13 protein-coding genes and 1 pseudogene are annotated in these 14,749 nt (G+C 68.1%); 6 read left to right on the forward strand and 8 right to left on the reverse strand.

All coding sequences use genetic code 11. The features are described from left to right. Positions 1-302 precede the first annotated feature (302 nt). The gene (locus tag ACWGJY_RS32525; protein WP_453264468.1) at positions 303-707 is read left to right on the forward strand and encodes a nuclear transport factor 2 family protein; all 405 of its coding nucleotides are present in this window, start codon (positions 303-305) and stop codon (positions 705-707) included. 64 nt (positions 708-771) lie between these two features. Here ACWGJY_RS32525 and ACWGJY_RS32530 read toward each other — a convergent pair whose 3' ends face one another. After that, complete coding sequence (locus tag ACWGJY_RS32530) at positions 772-1,260, reverse strand: hypothetical protein (RefSeq protein WP_453264469.1); 489 nt, start codon at positions 1,258-1,260, stop codon at positions 772-774. 338 nt (positions 1,261-1,598) lie between these two features. Then, positions 1,599-2,687 (reverse strand): alcohol dehydrogenase catalytic domain-containing protein, encoded by a 1,089-nt coding sequence (locus tag ACWGJY_RS32535; RefSeq protein WP_453264470.1) that lies wholly within the window; start codon positions 2,685-2,687, stop codon positions 1,599-1,601. 101 nt (positions 2,688-2,788) lie between these two features. Between ACWGJY_RS32535 and ACWGJY_RS32540 the strand changes: the two genes are divergently transcribed. After that, on the forward strand, positions 2,789-3,682 hold the full coding sequence (locus ACWGJY_RS32540; protein ID WP_453264471.1) for a LysR family transcriptional regulator: 894 nt from the start codon (positions 2,789-2,791) through the stop codon (positions 3,680-3,682). Between the two features lie 691 nt (positions 3,683-4,373). On the opposite strand, the gene ACWGJY_RS32545 is transcribed toward ACWGJY_RS32540, so the two are convergent. Together ACWGJY_RS32545 and ACWGJY_RS32550 are read right to left on the reverse strand one after the other, a co-directional pair. Beyond that, positions 4,374-4,523 carry a hypothetical protein gene (locus tag ACWGJY_RS32545; protein ID WP_453264472.1) on the reverse strand — a complete coding sequence of 50 codons (150 nt, stop codon included), beginning with the start codon at positions 4,521-4,523 and terminating at the stop codon, positions 4,374-4,376. A gap of 61 nt (positions 4,524-4,584) precedes the next feature. Beyond that, on the reverse strand, positions 4,585-5,214 hold the full coding sequence (locus tag ACWGJY_RS32550) for a hypothetical protein (RefSeq protein ID WP_453264473.1): 630 nt from the start codon (positions 5,212-5,214) through the stop codon (positions 4,585-4,587). A 1,225-nt stretch (positions 5,215-6,439) separates the two neighbouring features. Here ACWGJY_RS32550 and ACWGJY_RS32555 point away from each other — a divergent pair. The 4 genes from ACWGJY_RS32555 to ACWGJY_RS32570 all read left to right on the forward strand — a co-directional run bounded on the left by ACWGJY_RS32555 (position 6,440) and on the right by ACWGJY_RS32570 (position 10,159). Beyond that, the gene (locus ACWGJY_RS32555; protein WP_453264474.1) at positions 6,440-7,783 is read left to right on the forward strand and encodes a phage tail sheath C-terminal domain-containing protein; all 1,344 of its coding nucleotides are present in this window, start codon (positions 6,440-6,442) and stop codon (positions 7,781-7,783) included. Between the two features lie 32 nt (positions 7,784-7,815). After that, positions 7,816-8,256, forward strand: a complete 441-nt coding sequence (locus ACWGJY_RS32560; RefSeq protein WP_453264475.1) for a phage tail protein — start codon at positions 7,816-7,818, stop codon at positions 8,254-8,256. A gap of 47 nt (positions 8,257-8,303) precedes the next feature. After that, a complete protein-coding gene (locus tag ACWGJY_RS32565) occupies positions 8,304-9,608 on the forward strand; it encodes a phage tail sheath family protein (RefSeq protein ID WP_453264476.1) in 1,305 nt (434 codons plus the stop codon). Positions 9,609-9,694: 86 nt separating this feature from the next. Then, positions 9,695-10,159: a hypothetical protein gene (locus ACWGJY_RS32570; RefSeq protein WP_453264477.1), complete on the forward strand. Its 465-nt coding sequence runs from the start codon at positions 9,695-9,697 to the stop codon at positions 10,157-10,159. Between the two features lie 228 nt (positions 10,160-10,387). Here the strand turns inward: ACWGJY_RS32570 and ACWGJY_RS32575 are convergent. The 4 genes and pseudogenes from ACWGJY_RS32575 to ACWGJY_RS32590 all read right to left on the reverse strand — a co-directional run. After that, positions 10,388-10,657: pseudogene (locus tag ACWGJY_RS32575) on the reverse strand (hypothetical protein); the annotation flags it as partial. A 148-nt stretch (positions 10,658-10,805) separates the two neighbouring features. Further along, the gene (locus tag ACWGJY_RS32580) at positions 10,806-11,858 is read right to left on the reverse strand and encodes a hypothetical protein (RefSeq protein ID WP_453264478.1); all 1,053 of its coding nucleotides are present in this window, start codon (positions 11,856-11,858) and stop codon (positions 10,806-10,808) included. A gap of 57 nt (positions 11,859-11,915) precedes the next feature. Further along, positions 11,916-13,892 carry an ATP-binding protein gene (locus ACWGJY_RS32585; protein WP_453264479.1) on the reverse strand — a complete coding sequence of 659 codons (1,977 nt, stop codon included), beginning with the start codon at positions 13,890-13,892 and terminating at the stop codon, positions 11,916-11,918. A gap of 164 nt (positions 13,893-14,056) precedes the next feature. After that, complete coding sequence (locus ACWGJY_RS32590; RefSeq protein WP_453264480.1) at positions 14,057-14,743, reverse strand: DUF4255 domain-containing protein; 687 nt, start codon at positions 14,741-14,743, stop codon at positions 14,057-14,059. Between the last annotated feature and the right edge of the window lie 6 nt (positions 14,744-14,749).

Below are 14,749 nucleotides of genomic sequence, written 5' to 3' on the forward strand. Positions count from 1 at the left end.
CTTCCACTGACTGTCGGTGAGTTGCCTGCGCGTCACACCCAGCTTCCTACCGGGTTCCGGCCCCATGCGGGGACGGAACCCGAAGGTTGATCACAACCACACACAGGCCCTAAGAGCTCCTAAACAGAATGGTTTGAAGATGGGGTGAGCCGGGTGGCGGTCACTCGACGCCGTTGCCACGGTGGACGGTTGCCGCCCTCCGATCCGGCCAAAGGGAGGATGTGGCTGCCCAGGCCCGGCTGGCCCCGGGTCGGCTGTGGCCCGGAGCGCCTAGGCTGTCACCGTTACGGAAGGGCGGTGCCATGGATGCTGACTCCCGGACCAGGGCTGCGGTCGAGGAGCATTGGCGGGCCTCGGAGCGCGGGGACACCGAAGCCGAGCACGTCATCTACGCCACGGACGCGATCCTGGATTACCCGCAGTCAGGCGAGCGGTTCCGGGGCCGAGCGGCGATCTCGGCGCAACGCGGCGGGCACCCGGCCGACCGACACTTCGCCGTCCAGCGGATCACCGGCCATGCGAATCTGTGGGTGAGTGAATGCCTCATCACCTACGACGGTGTGCCGTCGTACTCGGTGAGCATCATGGAATTCGCTGACCAGCACGTGGTGCACGAGACGCAGTACTTCGCCGACCCCTTCGGCGTGCCGGCCTGGCGGGCCGCGCTCGCGGAGCCGATGCCGGGCCGGACCATCGCCGGAGCCTGATTCTTGGGCTTGCTCGGGTCAGCCGGGTGACGAGCCTGTCACTTTGTTGAAGTTCCAAGAACTCCTATTGCGAGGGCTTCAAGCGCCTCCAGCAGATGAGCGCGCATGCGAGGGTGAGGAAGGCTTCATGGATGCCGTCGCGGATCTCCCAGCGGATCCGCAGGCGACGGAACCAGTGCAGATGGCCGAACGTAGGCTCCACGAACCGGCGTTGAGTGCCGAGTCCGGAACCGTGCTCGGTGCCGCGCCGGGCGATCAGCGGCTTCACGCCCAGGTCCCAAACCCGCCGGCGGTACTTGTCGTGGTCGTAGCCGCGGTCACCCAGCAGCATCCGCCGCCTCACCGGCGCGAACGCTCCCACCTGGCGCGAACCGCAGGCGGTGACCGCATGAACATCCAGCCCCTGCTCGACGCGCTGGACCTCCAGGAGGACGCCGCCCGGCCCCAGGCCAACGACCTCCGCACACAGAGCGGCGATCTGCAGACCCGGCTGCGGGAGGCCGAGTCGCACCTCGAGCACCTCGCGATGCCCCGGAAGACCGTCACGGGCCATACCGACCGACTTCCGGCCGTCCCCCGGACCTGCCCGAGCACCCTGACTACCCTCGCATCCTCGCCGTCTTCAACGAGGCGACCGGAGCGCTGCGGGCCAAGGACATCTGCGAAGCCCTCGACCACAACCTGCTGCCGAAGAGCATTGAAGGCACCCGAGCCAAGTTGAAACGCCTGGTCAAACTCGGCATCCTCACCGAGGTCGACACTGGCAGCTTCGCCAGGAGGCAGTAACCGGCCGAGCCCCGATTGGCTTCGTTCACGTCAAACAGCAGCCGTATGGCCGCCTGTGCTCGTAAGAACGGCGGTCGTGCGGGTGGTGGGGATCAGCGGGCCGTGTCAGTCAGCCGATGGGGTGAGGCTGGTGCGGTCGAACGGGCCACCGTGCGCGGCGGCGTACGCGATGGCGTCGTTGACAGCATCGAGGCCGAACGACCGGACTCGTTCGGGGGCGAGATCCAGAGTGCCCGAGGCGAGGAGCCGGATGATGCCGACATTGGCTGTGCGCGGGTACATCCACTGCCCGCGCACGGTGATCGAGTTGCGCATGATCCATGGGTACGGGAGTGCGAGGTCGTCGCCACCGAGCATGCCGACGCCGCCCATGAGGACGACGCGGCCGTACTCGCGGACGGTCATGGCCGCCGCTCGCGACGCCGAGCTGGGTGCGCTCGGCGGGAGCAAGTCGATCACCATGTCGATCGGGCCGTCGGCCGCCGCGGACATCGCCGCGCGGTCGGTGGCCTCGTCTCCGGTCAGCGGGATCGGGCGCAGACGCGGACCGAACCGGTCGGCGAGGAGGTCGAGCGCGGCCTGGTTGCGGCCCGGGGCGACCACACGGCCCGCTCCCATCGCGAGCGCGACCGCGACCGCGCTGCTGCCGAGGTTGCCGGTGGCCCCGCTGACGAGCAGCGTCTCGCCGGCTGCGAGCCCGCCTGCCAGCAGCCCGCCGTAGGAGATGGCGTGCACGGTGAGTGCGGCCCAGCGGGCCGGATCGTCCCCTGCCACGGTGGGCAGCGGGAAGACGTTCTCCGTCGGGACCCGCATGAGCTCGGCGAACGAACCGTCGTGCAGGTACCGGGCGAGCCGCGCGCCGCCCTCGCCGCGCGAGCTCCAGCCCTGGAGCGTGATGTCGGGCGTCAGGGCGTCGTCCCGCGAGCGCACCGTCGAGTCGCACCACACCAGGTCGCCGATGCGCAGCCGGGTGGCGTCCGGGCCGACGTGGATGATCCGCCCCACGCCGCCGACTCCGGGCACGACGGGAGGGGCAAGGGGGTAGTTCCGCTTGCCACCGAAGACTTCGGCCGCGTAGGGCGCCACGCCGGCGGCGAGGACCTCGACCACCACCTCACCGCCCCCGGCCTTGGGGTCGGGCACCTCCCGCACCGTGAGCGGGGCGCCGAACTGCGTCAGAACTGCTGCTCGCACGTGATGACCTCCGTGTTCGTCCGTGCTCGTGGGATCGACACTAGGAGCTGGGTGAGCATGCGGGAAGCGATGATCTAGCATTTGTGGTATGCGTATGTCGCATGGACATCTCCAGCGCGGGACTGCGGGTCCTGCGGCAGATCGCTGAGTCCGGCAGCTTCACCGCGGCAGCTGCCCGACTCGGCTACACGCAGTCGGCCGTCTCACGCCAGGCCGCCGCCCTCGAACGCAGCGCCGACACCACCCTGTTCGAACGCCGCCCAGACGGGGTACGGCTCACCCCCTCCGGCTTGACCCTGCTGCGGCACGCCCACACAGTTCTGGCCTCGCTCGCAGCGGCCGAGCGTGAGCTCACTGGCACCGTCCCGCGGACCGAACTGGTGCGGCTCGGGGTAGTCCCGAGCGCGGGCGCGGCGATCCTGCCCGCCGCACTCGCACACCTCGCGGCGGCCGACCCGCAGATCACGGTTACCACCAGCGAGGGCACCACGCCCACCCTGATCCGGGCGCTGCGCGCGGGCTCGCTCGACCTCGCCGTGCTGACGTCCCGCCCACCCCACCGACCCTTCGACGGCGACTCGCCGCGCTTGCACATCGAGACCGTCGCAAACACCGAACTGGTCGTGGCAGTGCCCTCGACCGGAGAGTTCGCCGGACGCACCACGGTGCACGTCGACGAGCTGGTCGACGCCGCGTGGATCGCCACCCCGACATCGAGCTCTGAGCCGCTGCTCGGCGTCTGGCCCGGCCTGCCCGGACGGCCTCGCGTCAGCCACTCCGCGCGCGACTGGCTGACGAAGCTCCAGCTGGTCGCCGGCGGCTTCGGCGTGACGACGGTGCCGTCCCGGCTCTCACCGGTGCTGCCGCCCGGGGTGAGCCTGCTGCGCGTCGACGGCGCACCCCCCGAGATCCGCAGGGTGCTCGTGGCACGCCTCCCCGGCCACCCCGCCCCGGCGATCACGGCCGTCACCCGAGCGATCACTTCGACCGCCTGAACCGCCGCCAAGGCCGTGCACGATCGCGTGTACCCCTTTCCCCCTGACGGGTGGGCACCGCGGTCACCGTCGGCCTGTTCTTCGCAGTACGGGCGATCGGCTTCGCCGTCGTCACGGCCCTGCACGAACTCCTCGCGCCCCGCGGCCGCGCATAACGGCCGCCGGCAGCCAGCCTTCCGCCGAGGCAAGCGGACTCGTTGCCGGTGGACAACGTGGCACTGGCCGAGGTTTCGTGTTCAATGTCCCACCAAAAGCTCTCAAACCACTCTCTTAGAGGCGGTCAACGGCCTCGATTTCCAAGGCCAGGAGTACCTCGCCCGCGCCCTGCTGCCCTACGCCTGCCGAGTGGATGCCGCCGGCGAAGGACGCCACCTGCACCTACGCCATCGACTGGGTCACAGCGAAGCTGTGGTGGCAGCTGACCGCTGACCGTGCCGAGACCAAGGCCCTGCGCATGGTCGCCGCGGGCTGCAGGAACGCGAGGGTCAGTTCGCGCCGGCGCCGTAGAGCGCTGCGACGCCCGGGTCTGCCAGGCGAGGACATCTGTATTCCTCCGGCAGGGGGAAGGTCAGGTCGCCGCGTTTTCACTGAGCAGTGTGCATCGTGAAGTCGCAGGTCACGGGTCTGGCGTGAGTCGTCTTCGGGGTTCTCGGGCTGGTCGTGGGCGGATGCCTCTCGCGAAGATCATCGGTCAGTGGGCGATTTCGCGGTTGGTCAGCACCAGCAGGGCCCTGACCAGGGCGGTCGCCGACTTCGGGTCGGTGCGGAGCGTGGTGAGGACGCGCCAGTTCTTCAGGTGGGCGAAGCTGTGCTCGACCGGGGCGCGGACTGCGGCCGGCACGGTGTTCGACAGCTTCTGGCCGGGGGCAGGGGCCGGTTGCGGGCGGCCTTGTAGCCGGTGATCACGGCCGGGTCGGCGTCCGGGTCGTCGTTGTCGTCGAGGCCGATGAAGCCCAGGTCGGCGATGGCGCCGAGGCCGGTCGCGGACAGGCCCGTGCGGGCTGCTGGGGCAGCTGCCACCTCACCTCGTCGGTTTCCCGGTTGTGGTGCCAGGCCGTCAGGGTGCGTGCGGCAACCAGCCGGTCGAGGAGCTCTCCCATCTGATGGGGGCAGTGCCCGCACAGGCGGGCAAGAATGTCCATGTCGGCCTGCTGGTGGACGTGCGCGGTGCTGTGCGCGGCCAGCGCCAGGGCGGCCAGTCGCACAACGGGCGGTGCGGCGGCCGGCAGGAGCATCGGCGCGGGACGCAGGGCCCAATGTGCTGCGCGACGACAGGCCCTGCGACCGGGGGCCTGGTCCAGCACCGCGGCATCGAGCAGCCGTGCCTCCATGTGTACCGGCCTGAGGTTGGGCAGTTGAAGCCAGTGAGCGTGAGCCAGTTCCTCCCACGGTTCGCTGCGTCCGCGCAGGCACATGCTGTGCAGCAGCCCTGCCGGCAGCCGGACGTGACCACGAGTGTCGGCGCGCAAGGCGCACTGCAGGGCCAGCAGCCGGGTGGCAGGGGAGGTGATCCGGGGCAGGGCCGCCCGCAAAGTAGGTGAGCATCTCCCGCACTCGCCGGTGCTCGTCGAAGCAGATGCTGGGCGGAGTGACACGGTGAGGGACGGCCGGGCGGTGAGCGCCGAGCAGGGTGTCCGGCACCACGGCGGTATTGCTGGTCGCCGCCGCGCAGGCCGCGCAGGTGCCGGCCAGCCGCCAGGTACGGCCGCTGCGGTCGCGGGTGAGGGCGAGCAGGACCGGCCCCGCGCAGCCACGGTGACGCGGATGCCAGGAGCAACCGCGTTCCCGGCACTGGCAGGTGCGCAGATACCCCGGCAGCGCGTCGGCGCGGGCATGGCAGGCCAGATGCGCCAGGGCAGCGGAGCGCGCGGAGGCAAGCTGAAGAGAAGGGGCGTGGGCCGTGCCGTGAGCGCAGACGAGACGTGCTCCGCCCGCTCGCGGACGCAGTTCCACCGTCCAGATACGCCGCACTGCCGTATGCGCACCGCCAAACCTCATCGGCCGGTCGTCCTCCCGTCTGTCCACGCTGCGATGACCGGTGTCCCGGCCGCTGGAGGGCAGCACCGCCAGGCCGGGTCTTGCTCGCGGGGGACCAGGGGCACTCCCGGGCCCTTCGATGGCTGGCTGCGAAGTTCACGCAAGTCGTGAACGGACCAGTCGGGGTGCCCGCCCAAGTTGTTGTTGGACCCGACGGCCGGGCTTCCGCCCAACGGCAGCATCGCGTGGCGCACCTCCAGCGTGCCGTGCGCTTCAGGGGGTGCCGTAGGGGCGTGTCGGGCAGCAGCTCCCTTCATGCTGTGCGTGTGTCCCGGCACATGGGGAAGAGGGGGCGGATACGAGGTCAGTACGCTGAACATCCAAGACCAGCCACATGGCCGAGATTGCTCGCAGTGACGCGTGCGCAACATGGCGCAACTGGTTTACTGTACGTGCGCAGTCTGCGCAGTCTGCTCGCACACGGGGGTTCTCTCCGCTGCCGTTGGGTAACGACCCAGGCGCCGTGTCGTCGGCATGACGGGCAGTCGGCCGACAGGTCCTTGGCCATTCGGCTCACCGCATTCCCTCGTACAGAAGGGCAAAGCACCCGTGTCTGCAGGCAAGTTAGCGCCCGGAGTCTTCGTCAAGGAGCTTCCGGGCGGAGTTCGTACAATCAGTGGTGTAGGGACGTCCACACCCGCGTTTCTCGGTTACACCGTCAGGACCCCCGAGGACCAGGTGTCCACCCCACCGACTCTTGTGCGGAGTTGGGCGGAGTTCGTGGAAGCCTTCCACTTCCGTTCCGAATTCGGTCCGGAACAGATCCAGCGGGAGCTGGAGCAGCTATCCCTGGCCATCAAGGGGATGGAGGGCCGACTTGAGGGGCTGCGGCAGGCTCTAGGCCAGAGAGCGGTTGAAGAAAGGCTTGTCACTCCGGAGCAGTTCTCACAACTGGTTGAGGTGAGAACGAAGGAGTGGAAGGACGAGAGCGTCGATGAGGCGGACAAGCAGGAAGCCGAGGACATCGCCGCTGAGCTCGACGGCCTGGAGGAATACCAGGATTGGATCGAGGCCGGATCCGAACTCGCGGCTGCTCGGAGGCGCCGTGCCGAGCTCGAAAAGATCCTTGAAGAGGCACAGCGTTTCCAACTGGCCGAATCCGTATACGGTTTCTTCGCCAACGGAGGAGCCGCCTGCTACATCCTGCGGCTCGACGACTCCGGGGATATCAAGGCGCAGATCACCGGAGAGGCCGCCAAGCGCACGGGCCTGGCAGGATTGGAGACCGTTCCGGACGTGACCATGGTCGCCGTGCCAGATCTCTGGACCGCAACGACCAGCGCCGAGGCCGGTGCGGAGGTGATGGGCGATGTCGTGGCCCACTGCTCCAAGATGCGCAACCGGATCGCCATCCTCGAACCACCGCCGGGTACCGAACCGGGCAAGCTGGGTGAGTTCTTGGACCAGCTGGCCTCACCGGATACGGATGATGCGGCGTTCTCGGCGTTGTATTACCCCTGGGTGAAGGTGCCCGGTGTGGACGGCAGCCCGCGTACCGTTCCGCCGTGCGGGCATATCGCCGGCGTCTGGGCCCGTACCGACGCCGAGCGTGGTGTGTTCAAAGCACCCGCCAACCAGAACCTCCGCGGCGTACAAGAGCTTCCCGTCCTGCTCACTGACGACCGGCAGGGAACGCTCAACGACCGGGGAGTCAACTGCTTGCGGGACTTCCCCGGGCGTGGGCTTCTCGTATGGGGTGCTCGTACGCGTTCCAGCAGCCGGGACTGGAAATATCTGAACGTGCGGCGTCTGGTCTGCTTCCTGAGCGACTCGATTCGCCAGTCGTCGACTTGGGCGGTGTTCGAGCCGAACGACGATCGGCTGTGGGCGACTCTCCGCCACTCCGTCACCAGCTTCCTCACGGACCAGTGGCGGCAAGGAGCCCTGCTCGGACGCACTCCCGATGAGGCCTTCTACGTGGTCTGTGACCGGACGAACAACACCGAGGCGACGATGGACGCAGGCCAGGTCATCTGCGACATCGGCATCGCCCCGGTACGCCCTGCCGAGTTCGTCCACTTCACCATCACCCAGATCGCCGGCCAGCCCGGCCAGTCCAACTGATCTGCTCACCCGCCCACCCAGGAGGCACCACCGTGTTGACCGGTGACACATTCAGCAGCAGCACCTTCGCCATCGAACTCGGCAAGTTCCAAGTGGAGACCGTCCAGGAGGTGTCGGGGCTGACGCTGGAGCAGGACGTGGTCGAGGTCCGGCAGGTCTCCGCGACCGGTGAGCTCATCGTGCGCAAGCAGCCCGGCTCCCGCCGGACCGGCGAGATCACCATCACCCGTGGCATGGACAAGAGCACCGCGTTCACCGACTGGATCAAGGCCACACTGGTCAACGCCGACCTCGACAGCGCCCGGCAGAACATCACGATCTCCCTGAAGGACGCGCAGAAGCAGACCGTCCGGCGCATTCACCTCACCAACGCCTGGGCGTCCCGCTGGGAAGGGCCGCAGCTCGGGGCCGCCAACTCCGCGATCGCCACGGAGCAGGTGACGATCACCTATGAGGACATCACCGTCGAATAGCCCCAGCACGATCTCGCCGAAAACCAGCAGAACGAGAGGGAGCAGCAATGACCGCGCAGAAACCCCCGGGTGTCTTCGTCACGGAGAGGCCCAGTGGCGCGCGCATGATCACCGGGGCGGGCACGTCCACCCCGGCCTTCCTGGGGTACACCAAAGTACTGGGGAGCGAGGGAGCTGCCTTCTCAGAACAGGAGCGCAAGGTTCCTCAGCTGGTGCGCAGTTGGCGCGAGTTCGCCGACCGGTACGACATCGAGCAGCTGGCGGCTCTCCGCAAGGATGACAAGGCCGGCGCCCGGGACACCACCGAAGTCGAGCGCTGCTTCACGCTGGCGGAGGCGGTGTACGGGTTCTTCGCCAACGGAGGCCAGTCCTGCTACGTCGTGGGCTTCACCAAGCCGGCGGAGAAGGTCACCGCCGTGGCTCTCAAGGGCGATCCGGAGGCACGCACGGGCATCGGAGGGCTGGAGACGGTCCCGGACGTTGCCATGGTCGCAGTGCCCAGCCTCTGGGACATGATCTCCGATGTCTCTGGTGACACGGCCTCTCCTCCACAGGTCTCAAGTCCATCAAACGATGACCTGACGGCGGGCAAGGCCCTGATCGATGCCGTCCTTGCCCATTGCACCAAGATGCGTGACCGGCTCGCGGTGATCGATGCTCCCCCTGCCCAACTTCCCGAACCCCTCAAGGCATTTGTCGGCGGGCTCGGACCTCGGCATTCGGACGATGCGGCCTTCACGGCGCTGTACTACCCCTGGGTGAACGTACCGGGTGTGGACGGTAGCCGGCGTACCGTTCCGCCGTCCGGGCATATCGCCGGAGTGTGGGCGCGTACGGATTTCGAGCGCGGCGTGTTCAAGGCGCCTGCCAATCAGAACCTGCGCGGCGTACTCGACATTCCCACACTCCTGACGGACGACCAGCAGGGCGAGTTGAACGGGCTGGGCGTCAACTGCCTGCGCGTTTTTCCGGGACGTGGGCTGCTGGTGTGGGGTGCCCGTACGCGTTCCGACAGCCGGGACTGGCGCTACCTGAATGTGCGGCGCCTAATCTGTTTCCTTGCCGACTCCATTCGTGACTCGTCGACGTGGGCCGTCTTCGAGCCGAATGATGACCGGCTGTGGGCCACTCTGCGTCACTCCGTCACCAGCTTCCTCACGGATCAGTGGCGACAGGGCGCTTTGCAGGGGCGCACTCCCGATGAGGCGTTCTACGTGGTCTGCGATCAGACGAACAACACTGAGGCAACGATGGACGCAGGCCAGGTCATCTGTGATATCGGCATCGCTCCAGTGCGGCCTGCCGAGTTCGTTCACTTCACCATCACGCAGATGGCCGGCCAGCCGGGCTGATCGGTCAACTGGCTTATCCGGCACCGGAACCGGTCACAGGCGGGGCATCGAATCGCCCTTCTTCTGGCTCTGAGGAGGCTGAACACATGGGGCATCCCGTAGTTCGAAAGGGAGACAAGATCACGGTTCCACCCCCCACCACACCAGTGGCGCTCTGGGCGGGCCCGGTAGAGGTGACACTCGACGGTTCCGGAGGGTTTCGGGCCGCCGGCCAACCGGTCTGTCTAGCGAGAGACATCGAGCAAATGTCGCCTGAAGTGGAGGCCGGGTATACCGCACCGGCTGTACCGCCAGGATTTACCGTGCCTGGGAAGGGGAAAATCAAGTTCAAGCTTGCGCCTGGGCACAAGGCGGCCAAGACGAAGACCAAAGATGAACCTGTCGTGATCGACAACGGCGCACTGCTGACATACGAGTTCACCCCCGACCCGGGGAGCGAGGCGACGACACCGCCCGGGCCATCGGGTGTTCAGAAAGACCCGACCCTGAAGTACACCGGGCAGGCAACTCTGCTGTGCATGCCGATGAGCGAGCGTGTCACTGCCGGTTGACGCGAGGGGCCTCCTGACGGACCACGGCGGTCGTCATCGGCCGCCGATCAAAAACCGTCCCGTATCCAGGCTTTGACCTCCCTGAGGGGCGGAGGAGGTACGTGCGGAACAGGCAATAGGGCTGTGTTGGGCGTTGTCAACGTGGCCGACGGGTTGTTGTGAGAGTGCTGCCGCCCATTGATGTTGATGAAGACTTCGCCCATGTGCCATGTGCCATGTGCCATGTGCCACGTGCCATGTGCCGCCCGGCCGCGGGCTGCGCCGGCGCAGCCGGTTGGCGTAGCCCTGGCCGAACTTGGTGCACCAGCGCCGCGCCGTCTCGTACGAGACCACCACACCGCGCTCGTACATCAGCTCCTCGACTTCCTGGTAGGACAGCGGGAAGCGGAAGTACAGCCATACGCAGTGGGAGGTGAGTGCCACCGGGTACCGGTGCCCCTTGTGCGATGGCGCGGTGTCCACGAGCGACCCTGCCAGGATGATCAACCCAAAGATCATCTCAGGGAGCCAGAACAACGTGACAGTGCCCACCAATCCTCCCAAGCCGCCGGGGGCACGAGATACGTATCCACGCCCGGCGGCCCTGGGCTTCCCGATCTTACGAGTGACCGAGATCAACCCGACAAACAACGTAAGGAGGTACTCCTCAATTGGGCAATGGATCGCCGTGGAAAGCGACCGCTACCTCGGCATGTGATTCTGTGAGCGCACAGGTCTTGACCTTTAGGCCCGATGCGCGGAACTCAGCCGCCCGGCCGAGCTGCAGCACCTTGTGCAGGCCGGTGATATGGGGTGAGCCATCGATGATCTCGTTCGTGATGACGCGGCCGCTCACACGGGGCTGCCGCATCGAGATGCCTTCGAAGTAAATCGGATCACGGGTCTCATACTGGGGGTCGCGCCGCCGATACTCCAGACTCACGTCTCCTCCAGCGACCGGCAGGAGCAGTTCCTGGACGCCGCTGGTGCCCAGCGCCCCAAGCCGGTAGGTGCCGGTGCGGGTGATCTTCACCGATTCCTGCTCGTTCCACCAGCCGTGGAAGGAACGGTAGATCGTGGGATAGCGCGCCGTACCTCCGGATCCCATGGTGTCGCCGGTATCGCCCCCACCGCCCCTGGATGTGCACCCGTCGACATCAACGACCTCGTCCTGCATCGGGCAGTCGATCCGCTCCCGGATGTGAGCGAAGCCGAGGTTGTGGCCGAACTCGTGGCTCCACACCGACAGGGAACCGCCGTTTCCGTTGGCGATGGACCAGTTCCCCGGCATCGCCGCGAGTCCGCCCCAGTTGCAGGCGCTACTGTAGGGCTTGGCGAAGAAGGTGTAGTCGTAGTCGCGGTAGTCGTACCCGGCCTGCTGGGCCAGCCGTCGCGCGTTCGCCAGCTGATTCGAGTAGTCGCAGCTGGCGGGCCGGGCGCCGAGATCGAGGTCACCGACGAAGTCGCCGATCACCCGCAAGTGGCCCCCGGTGCTCTGCCTGATGTAGTCGGGGAACCTGCCTGTGCCATCGCCCAGTGTCGTGTTGCGCACTGCCACGGCCGAGGCGTTGTTCGAGGCGCCGTGCGACCAATTCCCGTGGATGACCAAGAACCGCTTCTCGCCACTGACCCGCTCAACCCTCCCCTCCGGGTGCTCTGGAACGTAGTCGCTCTCGCTCGGGGCGAACTCCGGCGGCGCCGAGTCGATTCGATCTGACATTCTCTTCTCCTTCAGGAAGATCAATAGTCGGCACTGTCACGTTGAGCCGGCCGGCTTTCATCCTTGTGCCACTCCGGGGAACCGCGCCTCGTCCACGTAGCGGCCGAGCTTTGCGTACTCCTCGCGGACGGCGGCCAGCAGGTCGGCCATGGCGAGCGGACGATCGCCGTCCGCCGCCCGATAGGCGGCAGTGATGACGCAACACCGGATCGCGCCGCCGGGCAGGTCGAAGGCGCGCGCCAGGGCGTCCAGGTCCAGGCCGTCGGACCGGGGCACGGCGGCGCCCAGGCAGCGTTCCCACAGGGCACGACGCTGGGATTCATCAGGGGCGGGGAAGTACACGGCGAGGTCCAGGCGCCGCAGGAACGCCGTGTCGATGTTGGCATGCATGTTGGTGGTGAGCAGGGCGAGGCCGCCGAAGGCTTCCAGGCGCTGGAGGAGGTAGGAGGTCCCGGCGTTGGCGTAGCGGTCGTGGGCGTCGTGGGTGGCCGTGCGCTTGCCGAAGACGGCGTCGGCCTCGTCGAAGAGGAGGACGGCGTTGATGGCTTCTGCCTCGGTGAAGACGCGTTCCAGGTGCTTTTCCGTCTCACCGATGTACTTGTCGACGACCGTGGCGAGTTCGACGACATAGAGGTCGAGGCCGAGATCGGCGGCCACGACTTCGGCGGCGAGGGTCTTGCCGGTCCCGGAAGGTCCGCTGAACAGTGCGGTGACGCCCCGCCCGCGTCCGCCGCCGGGCCGCATCCGCCACTGCCCGAGGACCTGGTCGCGGTGGCGGACGCGGCGCGCGAGGTCGCGCAGTTGCTCGCGCGGCCGCTCGGGCAGGACCAAGTCGGACCAGGTGACGTCGGGTTGGATGTGCCGGGCAAGACGGCCGAGGGCGCTGCCGTTCCAGGTACGGGCTGCGGACTGGACCCTCGCGCTGTCCACGGGAGTGCCGTCCGCTTCGGCTTGGTGGCAGGCTGCGGCGGCTGCGACGCGGATCTGGTCGGGGCTGAACCGGTAGCGGGCGGCGGCGATCGCGGCTTGCTCCGTTGCCGGCGTCGGCTCGGTGCGGGAGCCGAGCTCGTGCCGCCACAAGGCGGCGCGTTCGGGCTGCGTGAGGGGTGGGCAATCGGCCAGGACGGGAAGCGTGCACGTCCAGCGAGCGTCCCACGGCTGCCGCCCCGTGAGGACGACAGGAACAGGCAGATTGGTGAGCGGCGCCAGCAGAGCGCGTATGCGTGCGGCGTCGGCGGACTCGACAGGGCCGGCGAGCAGGCCGCAGCCGCGCAAGCGCGCTTCGAGCACAATGGCGCGGAGCAGGCCGTCGGGGTCCGCAGCGTGACCGAGGGCGGTCAGATCGATACGCAGAGCGGGCCGGCCCGCCGCCTCCAGCGCGGTCTCGGCAACGGCGACGGCCGCGCCGCCGGGGGTGTCGCGCAGGTGGACCATGCGGCCAAAGGCCAGCAGGCCGGCGAGGTGACGGGCGGTTCGGGCGAGGGAACCGGTCCCCAGTGGTGCGAGGGGCTGGGGAAGGGCGACCATGGCCCGCAGGGGGGCCGGCAGGGCGTCGTGCCCCAGCAGATGTCCGGTGACGCGGTCGGGTACACGCAGCTGCCGGGTGAGGTACGGGCGTGAGGCGTCGTCGCTCTCCAACAGTCCGCCCGAGCGCAAGTGCCCCTCGGGCGCGAGGACGTGCCGGGACGTGGAGGAGGTGCTGGGGATACCGCACAGGCCCAGGGCGAGGCCGGTGGTGGCGTGCCGGCAGGTGATGTCGTCATTGAGGTAGCCGTAGCACCGCTCGAACCGGGCATCCACGTCCGGGGCGAGCGCGATCAGCAGGATGTCGAGTTCCAGCGCAGTCAGGGCGAACTCCGCGGCGAGGCGGCGCAGCGGCAGCACGGCACCGGCTGCCTCGGCGGCTTCCTCACGGGCGCGGAGGGCGGCGGTCGCCGTGCCCTCGGCCGTGTGGGAAGGCAGGAGCCCGGTGGGCGTGTCCAGGATGAGCGAGGCCATGTCGTCGGAGACGTAGAGCCCTTGATACGGGTCCACAGGAGCCAGAGACTCCAGCGGACTCTCGGCCGGTTCCGTCCCCCCGCCGCCGGTGCGGATGGCGATTGCCCGCCTGACCCTGGCTTCGACAACGGACAGGCGGGCAAGGAGCGATGCCGCGGCCGTGGGGCCGCTGGTGGCAGAGTGTGTCGTGGGGGCGGCGGTCACCGCGATCCCTTGCCGGGCTCCGGGGCGGGCTGCCGGGAAGGCCTGACGTTGACGGCCACTGGCTCCTGGTCGTCGTGCACCCAGTGGGTGTACTCCTGCGCGAGGAACGATGGCAGCGGCAGGGTGACCGTCACATTGAGAGCGGGGATGAGCGTGTGACCGACCGCGCTCCACAGTTCGGTGAGCGCGCGGTCCTCGGCCGGGGGGTGGCCGATGTCGAGGAGTGCCGGAAGGGCCTTGTCCTCCTGCTCCCCGGGAAGAGGGATGGGGAACGGGCGGCTTTGGGCGAAGCCGATGAGTAGTTGGCCCAGCATGCGGTGGACGATGCGGGCGTCCGGCGCCCAGGCGGTGATCAGGTAGGAGAGCCGGACGTATCGGGGCGGGTCGTGCGCCTCGACCTTCTTCTCCCCTCCCGGCGCGGCAGGGTCCGGGGCGTATCCGTGGACCATGCCGGTCTGGCGGCGGTCCAAGTCCTCGCGGATGTCGTACAGGTAGATGCCGACCGCCTCGGCACCGGTGGTCTCTCCCATGCCCCTGTCATGCGTGGGGGGCTGGAAATCGATGGCCTCACTGGGCAGGCCCGGCACGTTGTCACATACCCGTGCCGCCAGGGCCTCGTCGACCAATTGGATCATCGCTGTGCCTCTGTCCGTGCAGGGAGGGGGAGGGGGAGGGGGAAGCATGAGGCC

Source organism: Streptomyces sp. NPDC054765, assembly GCF_053612065.1.

Excerpts from the sequence above, each read along its gene's own strand:
- ACWGJY_RS32525 (WP_453264468.1), top strand. The coding sequence starts at position 303 with ATGGATGCTGACTCCCGGACCAGGGCTGCGGTCGAGGAGCATTGGCGG.
- ACWGJY_RS32530 (WP_453264469.1), bottom strand. The coding sequence starts at position 1,260 with ATGGCCCGTGACGGTCTTCCGGGGCATCGCGAGGTGCTCGAGGTGCGA.
- ACWGJY_RS32540 (WP_453264471.1), top strand. The coding sequence starts at position 2,789 with ATGGACATCTCCAGCGCGGGACTGCGGGTCCTGCGGCAGATCGCTGAG.
- ACWGJY_RS32565 (WP_453264476.1), top strand. The coding sequence starts at position 8,304 with ATGACCGCGCAGAAACCCCCGGGTGTCTTCGTCACGGAGAGGCCCAGT.
- ACWGJY_RS32570 (WP_453264477.1), top strand. The coding sequence starts at position 9,695 with ATGGGGCATCCCGTAGTTCGAAAGGGAGACAAGATCACGGTTCCACCC.
- ACWGJY_RS32580 (WP_453264478.1), bottom strand. The coding sequence starts at position 11,858 with ATGTCAGATCGAATCGACTCGGCGCCGCCGGAGTTCGCCCCGAGCGAG.
- ACWGJY_RS32590 (WP_453264480.1), bottom strand. The coding sequence starts at position 14,743 with ATGCTTCCCCCTCCCCCTCCCCCTCCCTGCACGGACAGAGGCACAGCG.